The organism is Alteribacillus sp. YIM 98480, assembly GCF_009765375.1.
Taxonomy (GTDB): domain Bacteria; phylum Bacillota; class Bacilli; order Bacillales; family Marinococcaceae; genus Alteribacillus.
Window position 1 is genome coordinate 90,937 of sequence record NZ_VTOK01000004.1, and the last position, 25,073, is coordinate 116,009.

The 25,073-nt window shown below is 39.2% G+C and carries 23 protein-coding genes; 16 read left to right on the plus strand and 7 right to left on the minus strand.

Going from position 1 to position 25,073, the window contains the following annotated elements; all coding sequences use genetic code 11:
* Positions 1–25: 25 nt before the first annotated feature.
* From FZF09_RS06545 to cysC, 6 genes are all read left to right on the plus strand, one after another.
* Positions 26–1,405, plus strand: coding sequence for a sulfatase family protein (locus tag FZF09_RS06545; RefSeq protein WP_158735784.1), 1,380 nt, complete (start codon positions 26–28; stop codon positions 1,403–1,405).
* An 807-nt stretch (positions 1,406–2,212) separates the two neighbouring features.
* A complete protein-coding gene (locus tag FZF09_RS06550; RefSeq protein WP_158735785.1) occupies positions 2,213–3,727 on the plus strand; it encodes a sulfatase family protein in 1,515 nt (504 codons plus the stop codon).
* Between the two features lie 331 nt (positions 3,728–4,058).
* Positions 4,059–5,177, plus strand: a complete 1,119-nt coding sequence (gene tnpB / locus FZF09_RS06555; RefSeq protein WP_158735956.1) for an IS200/IS605 family element RNA-guided endonuclease TnpB — start codon at positions 4,059–4,061, stop codon at positions 5,175–5,177.
* Positions 5,178–5,262: 85 nt separating this feature from the next.
* Positions 5,263–6,270, plus strand: a complete 1,008-nt coding sequence (locus FZF09_RS06560; RefSeq protein ID WP_233269423.1) for a LacI family DNA-binding transcriptional regulator — start codon at positions 5,263–5,265, stop codon at positions 6,268–6,270.
* Between the two features lie 639 nt (positions 6,271–6,909).
* Complete coding sequence (gene cysD / locus FZF09_RS06565) at positions 6,910–7,809, plus strand: sulfate adenylyltransferase subunit CysD (protein ID WP_158735787.1); 900 nt, start codon at positions 6,910–6,912, stop codon at positions 7,807–7,809.
* Position 7,810: 1 nt separating this feature from the next.
* Positions 7,811–9,637 carry an adenylyl-sulfate kinase gene (gene cysC / locus FZF09_RS06570; RefSeq protein WP_158735788.1) on the plus strand — a complete coding sequence of 609 codons (1,827 nt, stop codon included), beginning with the start codon at positions 7,811–7,813 and terminating at the stop codon, positions 9,635–9,637.
* 51 nt (positions 9,638–9,688) lie between these two features.
* On the opposite strand, the gene FZF09_RS06575 is transcribed toward cysC, so the two are convergent.
* Entirely contained in the window at positions 9,689–10,105 is a 417-nt protein-coding gene (locus tag FZF09_RS06575; RefSeq protein ID WP_233269424.1) for a hypothetical protein, read from the minus strand.
* Between the two features lie 935 nt (positions 10,106–11,040).
* Between FZF09_RS06575 and FZF09_RS06580 the strand changes: the two genes are divergently transcribed.
* Positions 11,041–11,241: a hypothetical protein gene (locus FZF09_RS06580; RefSeq protein WP_158735789.1), complete on the plus strand. Its 201-nt coding sequence runs from the start codon at positions 11,041–11,043 to the stop codon at positions 11,239–11,241.
* Here FZF09_RS06580 and FZF09_RS06585 read toward each other — a convergent pair.
* The 4 genes from FZF09_RS06585 to FZF09_RS06600 form a co-directional block, all read right to left on the minus strand.
* On the minus strand, positions 11,168–12,529 hold the full coding sequence (locus tag FZF09_RS06585) for a GntP family permease (protein WP_158735790.1): 1,362 nt from the start codon (positions 12,527–12,529) through the stop codon (positions 11,168–11,170). The two genes, FZF09_RS06580 and FZF09_RS06585, sit on opposite strands and share 74 nt — an antisense overlap.
* 138 nt (positions 12,530–12,667) lie before the next feature.
* Complete coding sequence (locus FZF09_RS06590) at positions 12,668–13,693, minus strand: zinc-dependent alcohol dehydrogenase (protein WP_158735791.1); 1,026 nt, start codon at positions 13,691–13,693, stop codon at positions 12,668–12,670.
* A gap of 14 nt (positions 13,694–13,707) precedes the next feature.
* Positions 13,708–14,703: a transketolase family protein gene (locus tag FZF09_RS06595; protein ID WP_158735792.1), complete on the minus strand. Its 996-nt coding sequence runs from the start codon at positions 14,701–14,703 to the stop codon at positions 13,708–13,710.
* A gap of 1 nt (position 14,704) precedes the next feature.
* Entirely contained in the window at positions 14,705–15,553 is an 849-nt protein-coding gene (locus FZF09_RS06600; RefSeq protein ID WP_158735793.1) for a transketolase, read from the minus strand.
* Positions 15,554–15,748: 195 nt separating this feature from the next.
* Here FZF09_RS06600 and FZF09_RS06605 point away from each other — a divergent pair, with 195 nt between their 5' ends.
* A complete protein-coding gene (locus FZF09_RS06605) occupies positions 15,749–16,747 on the plus strand; it encodes a LacI family DNA-binding transcriptional regulator (RefSeq protein WP_158735794.1) in 999 nt (332 codons plus the stop codon).
* A gap of 859 nt (positions 16,748–17,606) precedes the next feature.
* On the opposite strand, the gene FZF09_RS06610 is transcribed toward FZF09_RS06605, so the two are convergent.
* Positions 17,607–17,969, minus strand: a complete 363-nt coding sequence (locus tag FZF09_RS06610; RefSeq protein WP_158735958.1) for a VOC family protein — start codon at positions 17,967–17,969, stop codon at positions 17,607–17,609.
* Between the two features lie 272 nt (positions 17,970–18,241).
* Between FZF09_RS06610 and FZF09_RS06615 the strand changes: the two genes are divergently transcribed.
* From FZF09_RS06615 to FZF09_RS06635, 5 genes are all read left to right on the plus strand, one after another.
* Entirely contained in the window at positions 18,242–18,493 is a 252-nt protein-coding gene (locus FZF09_RS06615; RefSeq protein ID WP_158735795.1) for a hypothetical protein, read from the plus strand.
* On the plus strand, positions 18,494–18,769 hold the full coding sequence (locus FZF09_RS06620; protein ID WP_158735796.1) for a type II toxin-antitoxin system RelE/ParE family toxin: 276 nt from the start codon (positions 18,494–18,496) through the stop codon (positions 18,767–18,769).
* Between the two features lie 478 nt (positions 18,770–19,247).
* Positions 19,248–19,856 (plus strand): hypothetical protein, encoded by a 609-nt coding sequence (locus FZF09_RS06625; RefSeq protein ID WP_158735797.1) that lies wholly within the window; start codon positions 19,248–19,250, stop codon positions 19,854–19,856.
* A 180-nt stretch (positions 19,857–20,036) separates the two neighbouring features.
* On the plus strand, positions 20,037–20,246 hold the full coding sequence (locus FZF09_RS06630) for a hypothetical protein (protein ID WP_158735798.1): 210 nt from the start codon (positions 20,037–20,039) through the stop codon (positions 20,244–20,246).
* Positions 20,247–20,352: 106 nt separating this feature from the next.
* Positions 20,353–20,751, plus strand: a complete 399-nt coding sequence (locus tag FZF09_RS06635) for a hypothetical protein (protein ID WP_158735799.1) — start codon at positions 20,353–20,355, stop codon at positions 20,749–20,751.
* 458 nt (positions 20,752–21,209) lie between these two features.
* Here the strand turns inward: FZF09_RS06635 and FZF09_RS06640 are convergent, their stop codons facing one another.
* Positions 21,210–21,887, minus strand: a complete 678-nt coding sequence (locus FZF09_RS06640) for a PspA/IM30 family protein (protein WP_158735800.1) — start codon at positions 21,885–21,887, stop codon at positions 21,210–21,212.
* A gap of 303 nt (positions 21,888–22,190) precedes the next feature.
* On the opposite strand from FZF09_RS06640, the gene FZF09_RS06645 reads away from it, so the two are divergent.
* From FZF09_RS06645 to FZF09_RS06655, 3 genes are all read left to right on the plus strand, one after another.
* Positions 22,191–22,736, plus strand: coding sequence for a DUF4247 domain-containing protein (locus FZF09_RS06645; RefSeq protein ID WP_158735801.1), 546 nt, complete (start codon positions 22,191–22,193; stop codon positions 22,734–22,736).
* 312 nt (positions 22,737–23,048) lie between these two features.
* Positions 23,049–23,447, plus strand: a complete 399-nt coding sequence (locus FZF09_RS06650) for a DUF350 domain-containing protein (protein WP_158735802.1) — start codon at positions 23,049–23,051, stop codon at positions 23,445–23,447.
* 69 nt (positions 23,448–23,516) lie between these two features.
* Positions 23,517–25,070, plus strand: a complete 1,554-nt coding sequence (locus FZF09_RS06655) for a polyamine aminopropyltransferase (RefSeq protein WP_233269433.1) — start codon at positions 23,517–23,519, stop codon at positions 25,068–25,070.
* Positions 25,071–25,073 lie beyond the last annotated feature (3 nt).

Below are 25,073 nucleotides of genomic sequence, written 5' to 3' on the forward strand. Positions count from 1 at the left end.
TATTACTAGAAAAGGGGGGGTAAATATGACGAACAAGGAGAAACCGAATGTAATCGTTTTTTTTACTGATCAACAACGTTGGGATACAACGGGTATTCATGGAAACCCATTGGACTTAACACCTCATTTTGATCAAATGGCTAAAACGGGGACAGATGTTCATTCATCTTTTACTTGTCAACCCGTTTGCGGGCCGGCGAGATCAAGTATGCAGACTGGATTATACGCGACAAGCACCGGTTGTTATCGTAATGAAATTCCATTATCTGAACAAACAAACACACTTGCTCATTATTTTAAGGATGCCGGCTATAAAACCGCTTATATAGGTAAGTGGCATCTTGCGGAAAGGGACCCTGTTCCAGAAGGCCAACGCGGCGGGTATGATTACTGGTTAGGGTCTAATACATTAGAATTTACTTCCGATGCATATGATACTGTGCTATATGATAATGATTGCCAATCGGTGAAACTACCTGGATATAGAGTAGACGCATTAACAGATGAAGCCATTCGCTATATTGATAGAAATCAGGATGATCCATTTTTTATGTTTCTTTCTTTTCTAGAGCCTCATCATCAAAATCATAGTGAAAATTATCCGCCTCCAAATGTATATAAATATCGGTATATGAATGAATGGATTCCATCAGATTTAGCGGCATTAGGAGGAGTAACACATCATCACATTTCAGGATACTACGGCATGGTTAAGCGCTTAGATGAAGCATTAGGAAGATTAATGGACGCACTGAAAAGCCTTCAAATGGATGAAAATACTATTGTACTTTTCACGTCGGATCATGGCAATCATTTTAAAACGCGAAATGGCGAATACAAGCGTTCATGCCATGAAAGTTCGATAAGAGTGCCTACAGCATTTATTGGTCCGGGGTTTGTTGGTGGAGGTCAAATTCAAGAATTAGTAAGTTTAATTGATCTACCACCGACTCTATTGGATGCAGCAGGAATAAAGGTTCCAAATACGATGCAGGGAAGATCCATCCTGCCTCTATTAAATGGACGTAAGGAAGAATGGCCTCAGGAAGTGTTTATCCAAATTAGTGAATCACAAGTCTCTCGTGCCATTAGAACGAAAAGGTGGAAATATGCTGTCACTGCACCAGATAAGGATGGCTGGCGAGACGCATGCTCCGATCATTATGTCGAGGAATTCTTATATGATTTAGAAGCTGATCCGTACGAGCTGGAGAATTTAATAGGTTATGAATCTCATTTAGAAGTTTCTAATGAATTAAGAGAATGCTTAAAACAACGTATTGTAGAAGCTGGAGAACCAGAGCCAGTTATTCAAACGGCTCCAATTCGCTCTGCTGGAGAAAATGGACAGCGGCGAGTTTCTATAGAAGATTATCGAAAATTTATTTCTAACAACACAACGTAATAGGAAAGAGAGATTAGCTGGCAATTATTTTCACGGAATCTTTGCGACGAGATTTCCTATTTTGGTATGAAAGATAAAAGGATTGAAAACGATTTCGGTGTGCATGGAGATGGGTTCCATTTGTGCTGATAAGAAGGAGAATCTGCTGTGAATTTACTGGAGGATAGTAAAAGTGTTGAGTCATTGTTAAGGGAAACAAGGCTTCCACGTACTCGCACGATCATTGTGAGAGTACCTTCTTAACCCAGCTTCCTTTCTTAAAGAACACCTCCAAAAGGGGCCGCTGTTCTGTACGCGTCCGCCGCGTACACATCCCCAACCTGAACAGAGGCAAAAGCAAACTGGGTAATCCCACGATCGATTCATTCATTGGCCAAGTCATGATCACCATTATGACCCTACCTTTGCGAAACACAGCTGCCGATTTCATCGAGGAACCAGGAAGAAGCGGACAAGATGCTGTAAGGAAAACAAAAAAAAGACAGCGCTGAGTGATGAAGATAGATCATGAGGAATATTTCGATAATTTGATCGATAGATAGAATGAATGCTCAGCAGATCAGAATGCCGCGTCTCATCTGCCGTTACCTGCAAGAGAGCTTGGACTTGCCAAACTAAAATACAGAGGGAAAGCAGCAGGGTGGCCATTTAAGTCCATTTCTCTCCTGTATGGAAATGAAAGGGACTAGGTTAATTTTTTGGCCAGCCAAGCTAAAAACTTATATATGTTAGGGAGTTAGTCGCTCCCCTTACTCGATTTTATATGTTGAAACCGCATTGAATACAAGTTTGGATGGAGAGGATAAAATGAAAGCTATAATGATTATGTTTGACTCATTGAATAGACATATGCTTCCGCCATATGGATGTGAAGACATTGAAGCACCTAATTTCAAGCGGCTTCAAGACAGGACGGTTACTTTTGACCAGTCTTGGGTAGGGAGTATGCCTTGTATGCCAGCACGTCACGATTTACATACAGGCAGATATAATTTTCTGCATCGTGGCTGGGGGCCGATGGAGCCATATGATAACTCTATGCCTGAAATACTGAAAGAAAATAATGTGTATACACATTTGGTTACGGATCACCAACATTACTGGGAAGACGGAGGATATAATTATCATACGCGATATAATAGTTTCGAGTTTTTCCGTGGGCAAGAAGGAGATACTTGGAAAGGAGAAGTCTTTCAGGAAGATCCTCCGATATTAGGCGGAAATGAATTGGAAAGTGTCAATAAACATGACTGGGTCAATAGAAAGTATATTAAAGAAAAAGAAGACTTTCCTCAAGCGTTCACCTTTAATAATGGTCTGGATTTTATAAAGAAAAATAATAATGAAGACGATTGGTTTCTTCAAATTGAAACATTTGATCCACATGAGCCGTTCTATGCACCGGAAGAATTTAGAGCAAAATATGCGCATGAGTATAATGGTCCGCATTTTGATTGGCCGAGTTATCGAAATGTCGTTGAAACAGAGGAGCAGGTGGAACACGCTGGGTTGGAATATAAAGCATTGGTAAGTATGTGTGACCATTACTTAGGAAAAGTGTTGGACATGATGGAAGAGTATAATTTATGGGAAGACACCATGCTCATTGTAAATACGGATCATGGCTTCTTGCTTGGAGAGCATGATTGGTGGGGCAAATGTGTTCAGCCATTTTACAATGAAGTGGCAAGGACTCCTCTATTTATATGGGACCCAAGAAGCGGTAAACAAGGAACTCGTTCAGATAAATTAGTACAGCTCATTGATCTCGCACCAACATTATTGGATTTCTTTAACGTCGAGATTCCAAAAGAAATGCTTGGAACACCTTTACGTGACACGATCGCAGAAAACAAAGAAACGCATGAAGCTGTCTTATATGGTATTTACGGCGGTCACGTAAATTGTACAGATGGCCGTTATGTCTATATGCGTGCTCCAGTGTCAGAGGAAAATACGCCTCTTTATAGTTATACACTTTTCCCTGTTAGGCTGCGAAGATTTTTTAATCTGGAAGAGATAAAAACAGCAACATTGACAGAGCCATTTTCTTTTAGTAAAGGGGCGCCTTTAATGAAAATGGAAACGAAATCGGATTATGATGTTGATTTTCATAGATACAGCACGATGTTATTTGATATTAAAAAAGATCCAGAACAAAAAGAGCCTATTAACGATCCAGAAATAGAAAAGAAAATGATTAACCTTTTAGTACAATTAATGAAAGAAAATGATGCCCCGACTGAACAGTATGAGCGTTTAGGTTTAAGTATTCCGGAAAACAGTTTAAACCCTCCTTTAGAGAGTAATGCAAGGCAGTAAGTTGTCACGTTGAAAAAGCGATGAATGGCGCTATTGACTTATCATTGGAACAAGTCCATTTTTCCAATGATAGTGTAGCGCCCATCAATAACTATTTATCGTAATTAGGCGAGAAGACTCCCACTTCAAGGAGCGTTAGCGAGTAAGTGGGAGATGAATCGCCTTCGGACAAGAGATGGCTTTAGCTATCTCTATTGTCCGACAATTCCCCTCTGTCTCCTTGTTAAGAAGCCAAAATATTTTAAATAGAAAAGAGAATATACGTTCCCTTTTTCCTGCCATTGCCTTATAATAAGAGTAGCTTACATTCTTCATGGGAAGAGGTGGGGACATAGTGGTTCACAAAGCATATAAATTTCGGATCTATCCAACCAAAAAACAGGAAGTACTTATTGCGAAAACCATTGGTTGTAGTCGTTTTGTGTTCAATCATTTCCTTGCTAAATGGAGAGATACGTATCAAGAAACAGGCAAGGGATTAACGTATAACACTTGTTCCAAACAGTTAACACAACTCAAGAAAGAATGGATTTGGTTAAAAGAAGTGGACAGCGTTGCTATTCAATCTTCTCTTAAAAATCTTGCCGATTCCTATACGCGATTCTTCAAGAAAGAGAACAAAGCACCACGATTTAAGTCGAAAAAGAACAGAATGCAATCTTATACGACGAAACAAACAAACGGTAATATCGCCGTGATGGATAGTAAAATCAAATTACCCAAACTTGGATGCATTACATTTGCAAAAAGCCGTAACGTAGAAGGGCGCATTCTTCGTGCTACAGTTACAAGGAACCCAAGCGGCAAATACTTTGTATCCATTCTGGTAGAAACAGAAGGGCATGAGCTGCCCAAAACACATTCATCCGTTGGGATGGATGTTGGCATAAAGGACGTTGCCATTTTGTCGGATGGCACGGTGTATAAAAACCATAAATATTTTCGAACACTCGAAAAGAAATTAGCAAAAGCACAGCGGATTCTTTCCAGGCGTAAGAAAGGCTCTTCTAACTGGCATAAGCAACGTATCAAGGTTGCCCGTATCCATGAGAAAATAGCAAACACAAGAACAGACTACTTGCATAAAATCTCTACCGATATTGTTAAAAACCACGACATTATAGGTATAGAAGATTTGCAAGTATCGAACATGTTAAAGAATCATACATTAGCTAAAGCGATCAGTGACGTATCGTGGTCTCAATTCCGTACCATGCTTGAATACAAAGCAAAATGGTATGGAAAGCAGGTTGTAACGGTTGCGAAAACCTTTCCTTCCAGTCAGCTATGTTCAAGCTGTGGTTACCGAAACAAAGACGTTAAGAATCTCGCATTACGTGAGTGGACGTGTAAAGAATGTGGCACCCATCATGATCGAGATATTAACGCAAGTACCAATATTCGTAACGAAGCTATACGATTAACCGCAGGAACTGCGGGGATAGCCTAATCAAAAACTAGCAGTTACGCTGGTGTTCTTAGGAATCTCCCACTTCAAACAGACGTAAGGTTGTTAAGTGGGAGTAGTTCAAGATGTGGCGAAAAAAGCGGATGTATCCATTGCCACCGTTTCTAAAGTGATAAATAATACAGGACGAATGAGAGAACCTACGAGACAGCGGGTACTTAACACAATAAAACAGTTGAATTTTCATCCGAGCGTAATGGCATCGGCTTTAACGGGGAAGAGGACCAAAATACTTGGACTGCTTGTACAAGATATATCCAATCCCCTTTTTTCAGAGATGGCTCGTGCCATTGAAGACCGAGCCCATGAGCAAGGAATGAACGTAATGATGTGCAGTACAGATAATAATGCAGAAAAAGAGAAAAAATATTTAGAGTTATTGAAACGAAAACAAGTGGATGGTTTTATCATAGGTTCTAGTTTTCATGACAAAAATGTAATAAAAGAACTTATTGATCACAAAATTCCGCTTGTTTTACTCACCCAAAATGATTCCTCTCTTGATGTTTCGAAGGTCTCTGTCGATGATTTCAAAGGTGGTTATGATGCTGCATCTCATCTTTTTTTCAATGGACATCATAAAATAGGGATTATTGCTCAACATGCTCATAGCAGCAGCTTACGCATAAAAGGTTATCGGGCCGCACATGAAGTGTATGAAGTGGAGTGTAAGAAAGAATACATTTACCGTACGACAGCCTCTATTTCGAATGGAAAGGCTTATGTTGAAAAATTATTTAGTCAAAAAGCTACAGCTCTCCCAACAGCCATCTTTGCTTGTAACGAACAACTTGCGATTGGTGTCATTCAAGGAGCTAAAGAAAAGGGCCTTGAGATCCCTAAAGATTTGTCAGTTGTTGGGTTTGATAATACGATTTTAGCTACAACCACGGTTCCGGGCCTAACAACCGTTTCTCAACCAATTGAAATGATTGGAAAGAAGGTCGTTGATGTTCTCATCCAAGAAATTGAGGAAGGAAAATCATTAAAGGAGAGAATCTTATACACTCCTGAGCTTATAGTAAGAGGCACAACATCTGTTTTGAAAGAATCCATTAAAGACATTAGTTCGTAAAACAGGTATTACAATAGTTAAAAAGCTACTATTTAAAGGTAACAAGTAAAGCGGCCATTCCTAGGTGCCTTTAAACAGCCTTAAGGCAAAGCTCGCACTATACCTATTATCTCCAAAAGGAGTCAGCCCCGCTGGTTTCATCGGTGAAGAAGAAAGAGAAAAATTTTCAGTACTTCCATATTATAAAACGCTAGGGTGATTTATTACTCTAGCGTTTTTGCTATGGTTTTTTGATCAGACATAAGGTTAAATCGTATAGATAATATTAGCGAACTTGAGAATGCAGTGCGCTTTAATGGTATAAGGAAGGCCATTTTAGATGGCCGGTAACTCACCTCAAAAACCATTTAGACAAAAGTATATACAAACTTTAGGAACCAGGAGTCATCTTTTGGTTCCTTTTTTAAATAGTTATTAACGTTTGATTAATTAAAGTTTTATTACCTGTCACAACGTCATAGTGTAAGAATTTTTGTATATTGCTCTCCACCCTTGTTTTTCCAGAGTGAAGAAGAATAAAAATATTTCCTTTAAAAAAACAATTAACCCGACTATTCTTATATGGTATACTTGCATTAACGGAAAACGCCGTGATTAAAAATGATTAATAAATATCCTTTATAGAGGAGGCGCATTTTGATGCAGGAACTAACTCACCTCGACCAACTCGAGGCCGAAGCAATATACATTATTCGAGAAGTAGCCGCAGAATGTGAAAAACCGGTGATGCTTTATTCGATCGGGAAAGACAGCTCTGTGATGCTGCATTTAGCCATGAAAGCTTTTTACCCGGAGAAACCGCCGTTTCCTTTCATGCATATTGACACAACCTGGAAGTTTCAAGAAATGATAGAATTCCGCGATCGCAAGGCCGAAGAATTAGGAATTGAAATGATTGTACATACCAATCAAGACGGTGTGGAACAAGGGATGAACCCGTTTGATCATGGTTCTGCCTACACGGACATTATGAAAACGCAGGCCTTAAAACAAGGCTTGGACAAATATGGCTTTACCGCTGCGTTTGGCGGCGGACGCCGTGATGAAGAAAAGTCCCGTGCCAAAGAGCGTGTGTTTTCGTTCCGTAACAAAAACCATGCCTGGGATCCGAAAAACCAAAAGCCGGAGATGTGGAAGCTTTATAATACGCGCATTCAAAAAGGCGAAAGCATGCGTGTTTTCCCGCTTTCCAATTGGACGGAAAAAGATATTTGGCAATATATCCGTAGAGAAAACATCGATATCGTTCCATTGTATTTTGCCAAAGAAAGACCGGTTGTCTACCGCGACGACAATATTGTGATGGTAGATGATGATCGCATGAAATTAGAACCACACGAAGAAATAGTGTATAAAAACGTTCGCTTCCGGACATTAGGCTGCTATCCTCTCACTGGCGGCGTGGAATCTGATGCGGATACGTTAGAAGAAATTATTGAAGAAACACTCGGTGCGGTGTCATCCGAACGGACCAGCCGTGTCATTGACCAGGAAGCGGCAGGCAGCATGGAACGACGCAAGAGAGAGGGGTATTTCTAAAATGAAGAGTCTATTAAAGTTTATTACGTGCGGAAGTGTAGATGACGGAAAATCAACCTTAATTGGGCATATGCTTTATGATGCGAAACTATTGTTCGCCGACCAGGAAAAAGCATTAGAGCTTGATAGTAAAGTAGGAAGCCGTGGCGGCGATATTGATTATTCTCTTCTTCTCGATGGATTAATGGCCGAACGAGAGCAGGGGATTACAATTGATGTGGCGTACCGCTATTTCACGACCGATGACCGTTCGTTTATCGTGGCAGACACACCAGGTCATGAAGAATACACGCGGAACATGGCGGTTGGGGCATCTTTTGCCGATCTTGCCGTTATTTTAGTCGATGCTACAAAAGGGGTTATTACCCAAACGAAACGCCATGCGAGAATTTGTTCATTAATGGGTATTAAACATCTCGTTTTAGCGGTGAACAAAATGGATTTAATCGATTATGACGAGAGACGTTTTGAAGAAATTAAGCAGGAATTTAAGGAGCTGACGCATGGTTTTAATCTTGAAAGTGTGGAAGTGATCCCTGTTTCAGCCACAGCAGGGGATAACATTACCCAAAAGTCCAGCAATACGCCTTGGTATAACGGACTGCCATTGCTTTTGTATTTAGAAGGCATTGATGTTCACAAAGACATCGCCCAAGACAGCTTTGCCATGCCGGTGCAGCGTGTCAGCCGGCCTAACCACGAATTCCGTGGTTTTCAAGGACAAGTAGAAGCCGGAAACATTGCCGTTGGGGACGAGATAACCACCCTGCCAAGTAATGAAAAAGCAAAAGTAAAAAGTTTATTAGTAACCGATAAGGAAGTAGATTCCGCTGTTGTCGGACAGCCTGCAACCATTCAATTGGACCGTGAAGTGGATGTTTCGCGTGGCTGCGTATTAACCACAGCGGACCGTATGCAAGTGACGGATATGTTTACAGCAAACATTCTATGGATGGATGACTCTCCGCTTGTCCCAGGCCGGAACTACTTAGTAAAAATAGGAACAAAAATTCTTCCTGGTACCGTGATGTCGATTAAACATAAGATGGACACGAACACGGGAGACGAAATTCCAGCCGATCAAATTCATAAAAACGAATTAGCCGAATGTGATATATCGCTATCTGAAAAGATGGTGTTCGATAAATTTGACAACAATGAAGCATTAGGCGGACTTATTTTAGTGGATCGCGTCACAAACATGACTTCAGCCTGCGGGGTAATTGAGCATTCCCTTCGCCGCTCAACAAATGTAGAATGGCAAAAAACAGATATTACAAGAGACATCCGGGCCCAGCAAAAAGGACAGAAACCTATAACCCTTTGGTTTACCGGCCTTTCCGGTTCCGGAAAATCGACGCTTGCCAACGAAGTCGAAAAACGTTTAGTAGCCACCGGCCACCATACCATGCTGCTTGATGGGGACAATGTCCGGCACGGATTAAACAAAAACTTAGGCTTCAAAGAAAGCGACCGCGTCGAAAACATCCGCCGCATCGCAGAAGTAGCGAAGCTCATGAATGACGCCGGTGTGATTACACTAACATCGTTTATCTCGCCATTTGAAAGCGACCGAAATAATGCCAGAGAAATCATCGGTGAAGACTATATCGAAATCTATGTCAGCACGCCGCTCGAAGAATGTGAAAAACGCGACGTCAAAGGCTTGTACAAAAAAGCCCGCGCTGGAGAAATCCCTAACTTCACAGGCATCTCGAGCCCATACGAAGCACCAGAAAACCCAGAGATCGAAGTTGATACAAGTAATTATTCACTAGAAGAAGCAACGGATTACGTCGTGAAGCAGATTATGGAGTATTTGGACTAGAAAAAGGAAGGAAGCTGCTATCCAATTTGAAGGTAGCAGCTTTCTTTATGTTTATTTATTATAATCCCATACAATTTTCCATTCCTCATCTTCTTGAACCACATATACCTCTTGAGATATATCAAAATTACCGTATTTCCCTTTAAAAGTCTGGATCACATTTACCTGATACACTTCCTCTAACTTACTAGAGTCTTTGTTCATCTGCCAGTTTTTTATTTTTTCTGGCTTATCCAAAGTGAATGAAAAAGTGGTAACGTCAAAGTGATTCATAAACACATGCGCACGATCCTGGATGTAGTGCCCTTTGGAGAACTTGTCTTTCATATCGGAGTGAAATAACTCCCAGGACTGAGCAAAATCCCCTTGCTGCTCATGCTTATAAAATTCTTCAACCGTTTCCTTCGCTTGTTCACTCGGGGATCGTGAAAAGGTAAAAAAGAGAGTGATGATCAACAATAATATCAATGTAATTGCTGTTATTGGCAGTATTCCCTTGTAATTAATAAAGCACTTCCCCTTTTGTATTTTTCATATTATTCCTATTCATGAAGGGGAGCAATTATTAAACGAAATATTTGCTAGGCAAGCAGGATTAAGAAAGGAGTAGTTAAAAGGTTAATCAAAGGGAGAATTCTTTTTAATCAATAACTCCGACTCAGCACCATCAAGAAATCTATTATATATGGATCCCTTTCCTTATGACGATTTCCAAAAAAAATACAATAATATAAACCATTTAACAAAAGTATATTAGGAAGAAAATGGATTAGTTTTTTGGAGGGAGTATGGAGAATTGTATGGGCTATGTCAATCAGAAAAGTGGCTTTTTTTTCTTTAGGGAAATATGGAGAAGGCTCACATTTAGTGGATGATTCTCCCTGCTAATAGAGGAAAAACGATATAAAGGGTGATTCGGCATTATCCCCATGATAGAAAGGGGGTGGTGCTATGGTGACAGTATATGAAGCCTTAACGTTTGGAACTTTGATCGTAGTACTGCTGTCAGACAAAAAATAAATCACCCTTGAGTTTAGGCGGCTCAGTAGGGTGATTTATCTTACCTTGTTGCCGATCCCCCTTGAAGGGAATCAAACTATTGTGGACCGTAGGTGTTCGCAGCACCTATGGTCTTTTTTAGGGTATGATCCTTCGTATTTTAATTATACTTGGAATGTTAGTGATATGGAAACAAATTTGAGCGTGACATGTGATAACAACAAAGTATGCGATGGTAATTTACAAAATAATTTCACGGCAAAATGGAAAATCTTCTTCTGATTCATCCAAAATAAAAAAACTCGAACAGATAAGGAAGGGTAGAATTTATATAGGAGCAGGAGTGACGACTCCCACTCCACCATTTTTTATAGGTAAGAAATGATAAATATTTGGCGTTTTACATGTCTAGCCCAAGCGCCTACTCGCTCGAGATTCCTTCGGTTCGTCAATGGAAAGCAAAGATCAGCTTTCCATATGCCGCCCCTCCAGGACTTGTCGCTCGTGAGCAAGGCGCTTGCGCTTTTCTTATTAAATTCCCGGCAAAATGCCTGAAAAGAGACTTAATACATATACAGCGGCTAAGCCGGTTACACCTGCAATAAATCCGCCGATAGTCCACGATTTCAATGTTTCTGTGACAGATAATCCCGCAAACTTACTCACTACCCAGAAACCGGAATCGTTCGGCATAGAAAGACCGATACCACCTGCAGCAATCGCAAGGCCTATGAGAATAGGTGATCCGCCTAGTTCTACTGCCATCGGTCCGATAATACTTGCCGTTGTTACCAATGCCACGGTGGAAGAACCTAAAGAGATTCTTAAGATTTGAGAAAATATAAATGCCAAAATTAACACAGGCAAATTCCAACCTTGCATCGTATTAATAAGGTGTTCTCCGATGCCGGATTCGTTAATCACACTTCCGAATGCGCCGCCTGCGCCTGTAATAAGAAGAATCAGCCCGCAAGACTTAAAAGCTTCTGAATACACTTCATTGATATCTCGTTTGAAATATGGTTTAAGCAAGAATCCAGCGGCAATAACACTGATTAATAATGCCATATTTTTCTCCCCGGTTACGGCGAAAAAACTTGTAATAGATGCGTTAGGCAAGAATAATGAAAACACAGTGTTTAATAAGATTAAAACGATTGGCAGCAAAATAACAAAGAAGGAAAGCTTTGTTGAAATTTCTTTGTGATTTCCGTCAGTAACCGTTTCTTCGTTTGTGGTTGCTATTTCCTCGGAAGCGTTTTCAACAATTGGGTCAGCGGATCTTCCAATGAATTTACCATATAGGACGCCGCCGACATAAATAGCGGGAATGGCAACAATAAGGCCGTATACAAACAGTAAACCAACATCTAACCCTAAATTATCCGCTACAGATAAAGGAGCTGGAGTAGGAACGACTAAACAATACGCAATAATAAGCCCCATCGCCAGCGGTAATACGAGTGAAATATAAGGTACCTTAGCTGTAGCTGAAAGCTTACGAATCAGTCCATTTAAAATAACAAATGCTGCATCGAAAAAGAGAGGAATACCAACAACTAGGCCGGTACCTGCCACAGCATGTCTTGACTTTTCTCGCCCAGCTAAACGTAAAAGGGTGTGGGCAATTTTGTGAATGGCTCCGCTTGCTTCCATTAACTGCCCGAGCATGATACCAAGACCAATTAATATACCAACGCCGGCTAAAGTGCTGCCAAAGCCGTCGGCAATAATTGCGGGTACTTCAGCGACTGGAATCCCTACAACAAATCCAGTTAAACCAGCAACGACCAATAACGCGATAAAAGGTTCCCATTTCATAAACAATATTAGAAAGAATAAGGAAGCTAAAGCTAATATAAAAATAAGAATTAAAGCTCCACCACTAACCATATTTTTTCCCCCTTATAAATAATTTACAGAATAAACGATTGCATATGATTTCCAATTTTCAGACCATTGGTTTTTTAGAGAAGGAGTAAGAAATGGAAGAGAAATTTTGATTTCTTACTCCTAAACAAATAAATTTTATTATGAGTGACTAGGGTTAATTAATACTTTGATCGCTCCATCTTTTTTTGTCTGTGCAACGGACATAGCTGTGTTTATTTCATCCATGGGAAATTGATGTTTTGTTAGTATATCTAGAGGATATTTGTCTTCTTGTAAGATAGAAATAGCTTGTTCAAAGTCTTCCTTTACATACATAGATGAACCAATGATTTCAATTTCTGACATAAATACTTTATTTAAATCAATCCCAGTGTCCCCTTCAAAAATAGCAATGGAAACGATTTTTCCTTTTTTCTTTACGATGTGAAGCGCCTCATCTGCCGCAGATTTTAATCCTATCGTAACGAAGACTTTATCGACGCTGCCAACATGTTCATGAACATAATCAACGATAGATTCTTCTTTGACATTTACTGCGTCTGTTGCGCCTATTTTTTTTCCGGCAGCTAAGTTATGCTCTAGTGCATCGGTAATGCAGATCGTTTCGGCTCCAGCAGATCGAGCAGCCACGGCAGTGAGTAAACCAATAGGTCCGGCTCCCAGTACGGCTACTTTGTCCCCTTTTTGCACATCTGCTTTTTTTACAGCATGTACTCCTACAGCTAACGGTTCTGCTAGAACGCCTACACTTGGAGAAAGGGATTCTGGCAGTTTATACATGGTGGAAGCGGGTACTGCCATATATTCAGCGAAAGAGCCGTCCCATTTTTTTGTGCCTAACACTGTTTTTTGGTTACAGAGATGGTAATCTCCGGCCAGGCATTCCCTGCATTCTCCACATCCGTAATGCGGTTCAATGGTAACCGTATCGCCTATATTAAAATCAGATACGTCAGATCCTAGTTTTTCTATGATTCCTACTGCTTCATGACCTAAAACACTAGGCGGCTTTCTAAAAGGGTGTGTTCCTTTATAGGCATGAATTTCTGAACCGCATATACCAGTTGTGATCACTTTTAATACGGCTTCATTTGGTTTTGCTTCGGGAATATCTTTATCTATCAACGTGATGCTGTCTATTTCATCAAACAGGGCTGCTTTCATTCTTTTCACATCCTTTAGTCACGGTTTACTAGATTTTTCGCAACTTCCGCGATTCCATCCCCATCCAGTTTGTAATGTTTGTATAAATAGTAAGGCTTTCCAATAAGAGAGTATTCGTCATAAAAGCCGTGACGTTTAAATTTACAATTCACGCCTGATTCCATTAATACTTCAGCAACGGCACTGCCTAGACCACCTTGTACATTATGCTCTTCAACAGTTAAAATCGTTCCTGTCTCTTTTGCAGCGTCTAGAATAGCTTCTGTGTCTATCGGTTTAATTGTGTGCATATCAATGACTTGTGTGGAAATGCCTTGATCTTTAAGCTGGTCAGCAGCTTTTAGTGCTTCATTTACTTCGATCCCGCAGGCAATAATGGTTAAGTCTGAACCTTTGGTTAATCGATTTGCTTTGCCGATTTTATTTTGAACCTTTTCGGAGCTGCGTTCATATACCGGTTCTTCACGGCCGCGGCTGACTCTAAAATAAATCGGACCTTCATAGGTTTTTACAGATTCTTCAACCATTTCTGCGAGTGCCGCACCGTCTGCTGGAGAAATAACCGTCATGTTTGCCATCGCTCTTGTAATAGAAATGTCTTCTGTTGCATGGTGCGATGTTCCGTAAAAGCCCATCGCAATCCCGGTGTGCGTACCAATCAAACGGACATTCAAGTTAGGGTAAGCGACGGCCGTTCTAATATTTTCTGCAGCGAGTACACCTAAAAAGGAGGCATACGTAGAAACAAATGGCGTTTTACCAGTGGATGCTAATCCTGCTGCTGCGGTAACCATGTTCTTTTCTGCCAGGCCAAAGTTGAAAAAACGCTCAGGGAATTCTTTTCCAAAATCCCACAGGCGGGTAGGCTTACTTAAATCCGAAGACATAGCCACAATTTCAGGATGGTCTTTTCCCAGTTTAGCCAGTGTTTCGCCTGCTGTTAATTGGGTAGACATTTCAAGGCTTTTATATAATTCCCACGTATCTTTATGAAAAGTGGTTGTGCTCATATTACTGACCTCCTTCGATTTCTTCGATCGCCCGTTTAATATCGCCTTCCCCTAAGTTGGCCACGTGCCATTCATAACCGTGCTCCATAAAGGAAACGCCTTTTCCTGCGACGGTGTCGCAAATGATCGCTGTTGGTTTATCAGAGTCTACAGACGGCAGGTTTTCAAACGTTTTAACTAGTTCTTCCACGTTATGGCCGTCAACCTCTACTACGTTCCAGCCGAAGTTTTCCCATTTTTCTTTAATTGGGTTTATATTCATTAATTCTTCTGTGTTTCCATCTACCGTTACTTTGTTATTGTCGATAATGGCTACAAGGTTGCCCAATTTGAAGCTTCCTGCACTCATGGCTGCTTCCCATACTTGTCCTTCTTGAAGCTCGCCATCTCCCATTAAGATATACGATCTGTATTTTTCGTTATCTACACGTGCGCCAAGCGACATGCCAACGCCGACCGACAATCCGTGGCCAATCGAACCAGAGCTGAAGTCAACGCCTTTGATTTTATTCATATCCGGATGGTCGCCAAACGGACTACCCAAATCGGTATACGTGTCTAATTCTTCTTTAGGGAAAAATCCTACGTCAGCTAATATAGGATAAACACCTACCGCAGAGTGTCCTTTCCCCATGACAAATCTATCTCGGCTAGGCCATTTTGGGTTTTTAGGGTCATAATTTAAAATGTGATAGTAAAGTGTTGCAAATATTTCTGAACTAGAGAAAGAAGAACCGTAGTGTCCGCTTTTGGCTTTTGCTATTAAACGGATGGTTTCCAGCCTTGACATTTTAGCTTTTTCTTTAATTAAGTCTATTTTTTCTGGTGAAACCGAACTAGTTTTCGTCATTTATGATCCTCCTTTTTAGTTAATCGATTTACTTAACTTGTTCTCAGCATAAATTGTAAACGCTTTTATGTCAACAAATATTTCTGAATTTTATTTCATCAGCCTTTTTTATTATGTATTTGCTTCCTTTTTAATAGGAGGGTAATATATAAATAGATTAATTACGGAAATGGATTAACCTGGGGGTTGCATGAGATGAAAATGACAATGAAGGATATTGCTAAAGAAGCAAATGTTTCAACAGCGACCGTTTCTCATGTGATTAACGGTACAAAACATATATCAGAAGAAAAACATAATAGAATTATGGAAGTAATACGTAAATATAATTATATCCCTAATTCAACGGCTAAAAATCTGAGGAAACAATCTACGAAAACTGCAGGATTAATTGTTTCAAGCTTTCCGGATTCCTTCGTGACAGAAATGATATATGGGGCAGAAAAACGGGCAAGAGAAATGGGGTACAATTTACTGTTAATTAATACCAATGAAAACAGCAGTTATGAAAAAGAAACCATCAATTTACTGCATGCCAAAATGGTTGATGGAATCATTCTGGCACCAACAGCGAGCGGCGCAAGTTATTTGAACAGTTTCACAGACGACAACTTCCCGATTGTTTTGGTCAACCGCGATGACCCTAGCCTGAAAAACATTCCTAAGGTGACAGGGGATAATTACCAAACAGGTTTTGATTCAGCCACACATTTACTCAAACATGGTCATGAAAAAATTGGCATTATTTATGCCGTGTCGAATGTATCAACGACAGTACATCGTATCGAAGGGTACAAAGATGCTTTGAAAAAATACAATTTGCCATTTAATGATTCCTATATTGAACAAGGGCATGCTACAGTAGAAGGCGGAGCTGAAGCTGTTAAGTCATTGTTAACCAGGGAAAAGGACATATCTGCTCTTTTCATTTTAAATGATTTAATGACGATTGGTGCTATCTCAAAAATGAAAGAGTTATCATTAAGAATCCCAAAGGACATTGCTCTTATGGGTTTTGGAGATTTTGCTTCTGCTAATATCATTGATCCGCCTGTAACCAACATTGTCCTGCCGCCCGAAACGATTGGTAAGACGGCATTTGATGTGCTGTTAAGCAAAATAAACAACCCAGAATATAATAAACACATTGAACTGCCGCCAACACTCATTACAAGAAAATCATGCGGCTGCTAAACGCTTTATGACAGCGCTTTTAGAAAAACATGGCTGGTCGCCAAGTCCTTAATGGCGAAAGCCTTATTTTTTCTTATACTTTAACCCTTTAATAATGTTAAACTTTCTTAAAGTGCAAAATAAAATATGGTGGTTTTTTATACTAGGCAGTGAAGAGTGAGCTTAGTATAAAAACCAGCAGAATCCAACAGGTTCACTCCTCACAAACCAAAACGCATGGGATTTCACATCGAAATCCTCATGCGTTTTACTATTGTGGATTACTATATTGCGTTAATAAAATCACACCCAAAGTCAACAGGCTGCTGAAAAAGTCAATATTTCAGATAGTAATTTGTATATTTATAAGATTGGATTTATATCAGAGATAGTGGCTGAGACCGGAGCGAGCGAGACTCCTGCGGAAAAAGAAGTCAGGCAAGACCCTGCAGGACGTTAGCCCGAAGCGGCATGACGACTTCTCCGCGGAAAGCGAGTTCGCGCAGAGATCAGCAACCTATGAATAAGACTCACTTTATAAATAAACAGTTACCGTCTCTCTATTAATACTTTTTCAGGGATTCAAAGTCGCAAGGTGTGTTTATTTCTGCGATTTCGTGTGTGGATGGGCATGCTTAAAGAAGGGGATTATATAATTGTAAAATAAATAGTAGAGGGACATGGCAGTTGATAAGCGATGGTTCTTCAACTAACGAAGCAGGTTTGGTAACAAAGCCTTTAAAAAAATGGTGGAAAAATATAACAAAAGCGTAGAGGTGAATAAATGATTTTTTTAAGAAAAAAGAGAGTGGCGAACCACTCACTTAATTACTTTGGCGATTGAAAATCCGTTTTTTCGCTCTCTTATTGCTATGTTCACTTATCTTTCTACCAGTTCTAGCTTCTCACCATTTGGACCCTGGAAAAAGGCGATTTTAACTTTACCATTTAAAACGGTTAGAGGTTCTTCATCTACTAATTTGACACCTGCTTCTTTAAAGCGCACGAGTTCAGCTTCGATGTTTTCAACAGTAAAGGCCAAGTGGTTCACGATTCCTTCGTTTTCAACCGGGCCGCCGTAGACAAGTTCAACCTCTACACTCGGCTGCTCTGGGTAAAATAAAAAGGCAAGCTCAACAGTTTCATTTAACCACTCTCTACTCCTTAATTCTAAACCGAGGATGTTTTGATAGAACGCTAAAGACTCGTCCATGTCATTGACCATGATCCCCACATGTTCCATTTTCACAATGCATTCCTCCTAACGGAAAATAGTATGTATCGTATTCTTATATTATAATCTGTATTTGACTGTTCCAATAGCGAAAAATTCATTTTATATATGCGGGTGATTTCTTGCTCAAGTAAGGGGGCTTATCTTTAATAAGATGCTAAACATTCATCTTCAATAAACAGGGCCATATAATTGAGGAAATCCATTTTGTAGATTTCGGTGTATATTAAAACTGTTGTATAATTAAGGGTAAGTATTGTGAAATGGAGGTTGAAAAGAGTATGAGAAAACTTGATGGCTATGAAGCAGAGTTGATTAAAAGTATTATTGATGATGAAGAATCAGTTATAGAGTTAGACGGTAAAAAATATCATTTAACTTTAATCGAAAAACCAGAATCTACAGTAAAAGAAGATGTTGATGCTGATCCGAAGCTAAAACAAAAATTACTTCAAGCAAAAAAAGATATATTAAATGGGAAAGTTTATTCAACGGAAGACGTATTAGAGATGATTGAACAAGGTGAATTATAGATGAATATAAAATGGACAAATCAAGCATTAAATGGATTTCGTAACATTCAAAGCCAGCATTTCACTTTACATGAGACAAAAGAATATAAGAAAAGCTTAGTAAAAAATATTGAAGAAAAGGTTTCTCTTTTAGGTACTAGTATGCCAGTAAATAAACCAGAATGGGAAGGCAGTTATAAGATAATTATTGATGAATTTATTGTTTACTATTCGTTGTCAGATGACCGAACAACATGTTATATAGAATATTTTAAGCACTCTAGACAAAGACGTTAGCTAGGAATGATATGAAAGTAATTTAAAATGTCATTCCTAGCTTATTTTTGTATTGCTTCTTGTGCTAACGGGCGCTACTAAAACAAGGATATTTGGAAAGAAGCATTGAAATATATTTCCACCCTAAAATAATTGGTATGGAACAATCGAGTGTTTAAAGGTGAGCAAAAAGAATTTCCCGATAAAAAAGGAGTTTGTTATGAAATATTTACTTTATGGTACTATAGCTCTTGTTTTAGTTTTTATCATTTTAAACTCATTGCATTATGATGGAGTAGGCATTTTCGTTTCCTTGATTGAATGGACAACTCGTTTTATCTTACCTTGGGTTGCGCTGTACTGGTTTATTCGGTATGTAAAGGATAGAGAACGTAAGTAAATTCATAAGAGCTAAGTCTTAGTATGCAAGAAACGGGCGCTTTCCTATAGCGAACAACAGCGATAAATAAAGATTAATTTTATTTAGGAGTGATACTTTGTGAGAGGATTAATATTTTTATTAGTAATAACATTTATGATGAATGGATGCTCTAACTCTTCTACAGCGTCAGAGGAACAGGAAGTAAATTCACATTCACCTGACCCTATGGCTATGCATTATGTTGAAATAATAGATTACTATGGTCAATTATATAATACAATTTCTAGGGCTGTAGAGGATAAGAGAGAACTTCCTTATTATCAGGGGATTTCTGATAATGCTAAAGTTACGTTGCAAACAACACATATATATGACCAGATTGAAGATTTATCATTTGAACATCTGGAACAATATGTATCAGATGAAGAGATTGAAAGCGTGAAACAGATTAATCAGAACTTGTATGACGGAACATATCATTTAACACAGATTATTAAACAAGAAGAAATTAATGAAGAAGCGCTTACTATTCATCTTGAAGGACTAAAAAAAGAACTTGATATAAGTGGTGTTTCAACTCAGCATTTGAATTACTATAATTTGTTAAGAAATCCAAAGGCAATTTCAGAAGAAAATAGTGAGCAAGAAATATTTTCATTGATAGAAGATATGCTCAAAAAATCCGAATCCTTTAGAGAATTCACTGTCGAACAGGTGGAAGAATAATGTTGAAATCAAGAAAGAGAACATTACTTGTATCGTATGGTACCCAAAGTAGCGAAAGAACGTTCTTAAACAACCGGGCGCAATAGCTGAACAAGGGGCTGTCGAATTTTACAGCTCCTAGTGGTTAAAGAGACATGTTTACTTTAACAGAATATTACTAAAACGGAAGAGTTGGTGCCAATGAAAAAAAATGAAAATGACCCCGATAATAAAAGAGGATGGAAAATATTTGATGCTATATTTTCTGCTGGATTCTTTCAGATGTTTTATGAAAGCGAAAAAGCACGAAAAGAAAATGATGATAAAAGATTTAAACAACTACTCTATGGTTCTTTATTTGGAGTTTTGTTTTCAATGATATTATTTATTGTTATTTGGTGGGCTTGGTAACTAAATATGATATTCAAGTAACGGTCGCAAATCCGGCATAAAGCTGCACCCGCTATTGTTTTAATGGCCAGATTGAATAGCAATTTCTTAATTGAGGGGGAAAAAATTGTATCGCAAAAATTTATTGTTATTTTCATTTTCATTGATTGTGTTAGCAGCGTGTAACAACAATTATGAGAATGGAGTGAAGGAAGAAGTTACAGAAAATCCGACTCCAGAGGAAATTTTATCAAATGATAAACATGGAGATGTATTTTTTATGGATGGCGTTGTTTATACGAACGCACAGGATATTGAATGGGTGAATGAAGAAGAATTAACGATGGGCGAAGAAATTGGTGAGATAAAAAAACAAACTGATAACCACGAAGAATTTGAGAATTTTACAGCCTCAATACTACCCGTTGGAACGAAGATATTTGAACCTGAAGAAAAAGAAGGTTTAATTTATATTGTTAAATTGGATGATGAGGAAATTCGATATTTAGGATTGGTAGAAGGATAAGTCAACTTCTTCCAGAATAGGGCGCTTTTCTTTAATAAAGAGAAGAGCGCCTATTTCATGTCTCCCAGTTGTTTTGAACTTTTTTATACTGCTATTTCATTCGTATTGTTGAATAACTCAGGATGAGATATTCGTTCGTTATGAAAAGGACAAGGAAGTCATTTTTCATAATCGAGCAGTTTAGCGGGATAAAGGGGTGGGAGTTTGTGTCTATGGGGCAAGGGATTTGGTGAAACTCAAAAGGTACTCCGTTCCAGAACTAATTAGTCATGTAAAGAAAGCACATAGCTGTTTTCTACTAAAAGAGAATTGGTTTACTCACCCTCAATATTCTAGAGTGAATCTGACATGTATGGACGAAGGGGCCAAACACATTGAGGAGGCTCGCTCGTCCTCTCACTGTAAAGATCTGAATAAAAAAAGGCTGCTCTATATGAAAATGAGCAGTCCTTTATTGGTTATTCTGTTTCTTTCTTCTCTTTCATTTTTGATTTCAATGTTTCCAATTCATCATCTACATCATTCTTATCGAGTGCGTCCAATTCGTCATCTAGAGAAGTGTTGGAGCTGCGCATCTCCCGGCTGGTTTCTGCCTGAGCTTCTAGTTCATCCACTTTTTCCGACATACGATCAAAACCAGCAGAGGCGTTTTCAGAGGCAAAACCGGACATAGAATCGTTGATTTGTTTTTGAGCCTTAGCAGAACTAGCCCGTGCTTTTAATGTTTCTTTTTTCGCTTTCATTTTTTCGTATTCATTTTTCATGTCATGCAATTGATCGCGGAGCTGTTGGCTCGACTGTCTGGCGTTTTCATAAGAAGAAGATAGTTGATCCATGGTCTCTTGATGTTTGTTTTTATCCTCGAGCGCACGCCTGGCCAGGTCTTCATTCCCTTTTTCAAGAGCCTTTTCAGCTTGTGACTGTCGTTTGTCACGCATATCTCTCGCGTCATCCATCTGCTTTTTGAATTTCTTTTCGATACTTATCTGCTTGGCAACACTTTTTTCTGCTTCTTTCATATCTTTTTCCATATCGAGGAGGTATTGATCGAGGAGTTTTTCCGGATCTTCTGCCCGATCGATCACAGCATTCAAGTTAGAAAGTGTCACGTCTTTAATTCGTTTAAAGATACTCACCTAATTCCTCCCTAAAAAAGAATCTATATGTCATTTGTCCATTTTATCTCCGTAACACAATATATTATACTTTACTTTTTATTTTATTAAAATAAGTTTTCATTGAAATATATTTATGTGCTTTTCATTCTACTCATAGTCTCGTAAAATAATAGACATTCGATCGTTAAAAATAGAGATTAAAACTGTTTGTAGATATTACAACATGAGGATAGCTGCCTTGCTTGCCAAAACTATTCTGACATTGGGGGGGAGCAAGTATTAGGACTTGTGTATAGAACAATGCAGAAAGGGGGGAATGTCGTGAAAAGAAAGGCAATTATTAGTTTCATTATAACAGTTGTTCTATTGACAGGATGTACGTCTTCAAATGATGTGGTATCCCGAAATTACGAGTTAGAAAACGTCATGGAAGACAACGCTAACAACGAATCATACATATACCGTGCGGAGGCAGCAGCAGTACCTGAAGTAGCCGAAACGATACAGCAGGACAGCGAACCAGTAGAAACATCAGCTGAAGACGATGAACGAATGTTTTTAGTGTATGAAGACCGGACGATTCAGGTTATGGAAGATCCAGAACAACCGCAGGATTCACTTGTGGAAGTCTCTGAAAAAGAGTTTGTCAAAAATAATTACAGCCCTTCCTTGCTTGAGACTTATGCCATATATCGCATCATTAGAGGCTTGTATAATATGGGAAATCAAGATAGAGACAGGGAATATCAAGGTTATGTTACAACGGGCGGAAACTATCATAGGAACCCGGGAGAAACAGGTTCAAACCGTTCTGGCTCTGTGAATTCCAAAGGTACCCGCGGCGGAGGACCAGGGTCGGGAAAATAAGAAAAGTACAAGCATCTTACACTTTTCTTATAAACAATGATTGTTACATGAATCAATTTCATAAGTGTCTTTTTGTTTATAAAAAGCGAACAATCTATCGATTGCAGCGAAAGGCGGCGACTCCTGCGGGAAAAGCTTGAGGTGAAGACCCCGCAGGCAGCTTGCTGCCGAGGAGGCTGAGGCCAAGCCCGCGGAAAGCGTCCGCCTGTAGCGAAAATCGAATGATAGTGAAGTGAATTCATAGAACATATGTATTTTATATTCAAGAACTCAATTATGATATTGATTCACATAATAAAGGAGGAATTTATCATGGAAATGACAGTGTTATTGGATTCAATCAGGTGGTTTGTCATTATTATGGCTGTTATTATTGTTGCCACGTTTATTTTTGAAAAGATAACAAAGTTTAAAGATATGGAAGAAATTAAAAGTGGAAATATCTCCGTTGCCCTGTCTGTATCGGGAAAGATTTACGCACTCGGTTACATTATGAAAGTCTCGGCGGAATATTCATATTCTCTAAGCGAAACGTTGATTTGGGGATTGGCAGGATTTGTACTTCTTATAATCGGTTATTTAATATTCGAATTTTTAACACCATCCTTTAAAGTGGATGAAGAACTTGCCAAAGATAATAAAGCAGTTGGCATTTTATCTCTGGCGATTTCCGTTGTGATTGCTCACGCGGTAGCTATTGCCATCATTTAAAGAGGGGCGCGCGGCGTCCTTTTTTTCTTGTTTTATGGACCGGAAAAGAGGGGATACATCGTGTTTGAAATGTGGAAAAAACCAACCAACCTGTTATACATTTCATCGTTTATTGTGTCAGTATGCGGTATTACTTACCAAATGCTATTAGGGGCAGCCGGCTCCTATCTATTGGGAAGTTCCATTCTTTCCTACGCCATTGCGGTCGGCGGTAGTTTATCAGGAATGGGCGTTGGCTCTATGTTTTCAGAACGCATGAAAAAACACTTAGTTGACCGCATCATTGGAATTGAATATCTGATAGGACCAGTGGGTGCTTTTTCCACTTTGTTCATCTATATGATGTTTTCTGTTGTGGGAAGTGATACTGCGTCTGTTGTCTTTTGTTTATTGATTTTTGTATTAGGATGTCTTACTGGCATGGAACTTCCTATTTTAATAAGGGAAGCGGAGAAGCGTGGAGATGAACTGAAAAAGAGTGCAGCACGCACATTATTCAGTGATTACGCGGGTTCATTAATTGGTACGCTAGGTTTTGCCTTGCTATTAAGTCCGTGGCTGGGTTATATCCAGACGGCATTTTTTGTGGGACTCATTAATGTGTCGGTAGCGTTTTGGCTTTCTTTTGTTTTCAAAAAAGATATTCAGAAGCCAAAGAGCTCCCAAATCATAGGTTGTATCCTGATTCTGGTGATTGGGACGGGATTTATTTTCGGTGATAGTTATGCCAAAGTTCTCGAACAGCGAATGTATGACAATCCGGTTGTGATTAATGAAGAAACCCCTTATCAAAAAATTATAGGAACGAATACTCCAGGAGATTTTCGTTTTTACTTAAACGGGAATTTGCAGTTTGCCGAATCGGATGAATACCGCTATCATGAAACCTTGGTTCATCCAGGGATGGGGCTGCTTCAGCATCAGCGGCAAAACACCAGCAATGGTATGGATGTATTAATAATGGGAGGAGGAGATGGTCTAGCAGTCAGGGAATTGCTTACGTATGATACCATTGATTCCATTACATTAGTAGACCTGGATCCAAAAGTCACGGAGCTGGCCATGACAAGTCCTCATCTGACCGCCATTAATGAACATTCATTAGATGATGAACGGGTTGCTATTGTTCATGACGATGCTTTCTCGTTTATTAAAGAAAGCGAAGACACCTATGACTTCATTTTGTCGGATCTTCCGGACCCTAATAGTCTGGACTTAAGCAAATTATATTCAAGGGAAATGTATGGGTTGATGTATGACAGGCTTGATCAACATGGCGTTGCTGTCGTGCAGTCGACAAGCCCGGTTTTTTCAAGAAAATCCTATTGGACCATTTCAGAAACCATCGAAGGGGCTGGTTTTTTTGTCGATAATCTTCATGTTGACGTTCCATCTTTTGGGGACTGGGGATTTACGATGGCAGCGAAACGTCCGTTTGATGTAAATGATATCACCATACCAGAACAAGCTGAAACCAAGTATCTCGAGGAAGACATGCTAGCAGGATTATTTGAATTTGGAAAGGATGAAAATAAAGATATCGACGGATTTTCTTATCAGGAAAATACGATCAATCATCCGGTATTAGCTGATTTGTATAATGACGCATGGAGATATTACTAACCT

What these genes read in the sequence shown, in the direction of transcription:
- cysC (WP_158735788.1), top strand. Translation starts at nt 7,811, where the DNA reads ATGAAGAGTCTATTAAAGTTTATTACGTGCGGAAGTGTAGATGACGGA.
- FZF09_RS06620 (WP_158735796.1), top strand. Translation starts at nt 18,494, where the DNA reads ATGAATATAAAATGGACAAATCAAGCATTAAATGGATTTCGTAACATT.
- FZF09_RS06545 (WP_158735784.1), top strand. Translation starts at nt 26, where the DNA reads ATGACGAACAAGGAGAAACCGAATGTAATCGTTTTTTTTACTGATCAA.
- FZF09_RS06615 (WP_158735795.1), top strand. Translation starts at nt 18,242, where the DNA reads ATGAGAAAACTTGATGGCTATGAAGCAGAGTTGATTAAAAGTATTATT.
- FZF09_RS06630 (WP_158735798.1), top strand. Translation starts at nt 20,037, where the DNA reads ATGAAAAAAAATGAAAATGACCCCGATAATAAAAGAGGATGGAAAATA.
- FZF09_RS06595 (WP_158735792.1), bottom strand. Translation starts at nt 14,703, where the DNA reads ATGAGCACAACCACTTTTCATAAAGATACGTGGGAATTATATAAAAGC.
- FZF09_RS06550 (WP_158735785.1), top strand. Translation starts at nt 2,213, where the DNA reads ATGAAAGCTATAATGATTATGTTTGACTCATTGAATAGACATATGCTT.
- FZF09_RS06600 (WP_158735793.1), bottom strand. Translation starts at nt 15,553, where the DNA reads ATGACGAAAACTAGTTCGGTTTCACCAGAAAAAATAGACTTAATTAAA.
- FZF09_RS06650 (WP_158735802.1), top strand. Translation starts at nt 23,049, where the DNA reads ATGGAAATGACAGTGTTATTGGATTCAATCAGGTGGTTTGTCATTATT.
- cysD (WP_158735787.1), top strand. Translation starts at nt 6,910, where the DNA reads ATGCAGGAACTAACTCACCTCGACCAACTCGAGGCCGAAGCAATATAC.
- FZF09_RS06610 (WP_158735958.1), bottom strand. Translation starts at nt 17,969, where the DNA reads ATGGAACATGTGGGGATCATGGTCAATGACATGGACGAGTCTTTAGCG.
- FZF09_RS06590 (WP_158735791.1), bottom strand. Translation starts at nt 13,693, where the DNA reads ATGAAAGCAGCCCTGTTTGATGAAATAGACAGCATCACGTTGATAGAT.
- FZF09_RS06585 (WP_158735790.1), bottom strand. Translation starts at nt 12,529, where the DNA reads ATGGTTAGTGGTGGAGCTTTAATTCTTATTTTTATATTAGCTTTAGCT.
- FZF09_RS06655 (WP_233269433.1), top strand. Translation starts at nt 23,517, where the DNA reads ATGTGGAAAAAACCAACCAACCTGTTATACATTTCATCGTTTATTGTG.
- FZF09_RS06580 (WP_158735789.1), top strand. Translation starts at nt 11,041, where the DNA reads ATGTCTAGCCCAAGCGCCTACTCGCTCGAGATTCCTTCGGTTCGTCAA.
- FZF09_RS06605 (WP_158735794.1), top strand. Translation starts at nt 15,749, where the DNA reads ATGAAAATGACAATGAAGGATATTGCTAAAGAAGCAAATGTTTCAACA.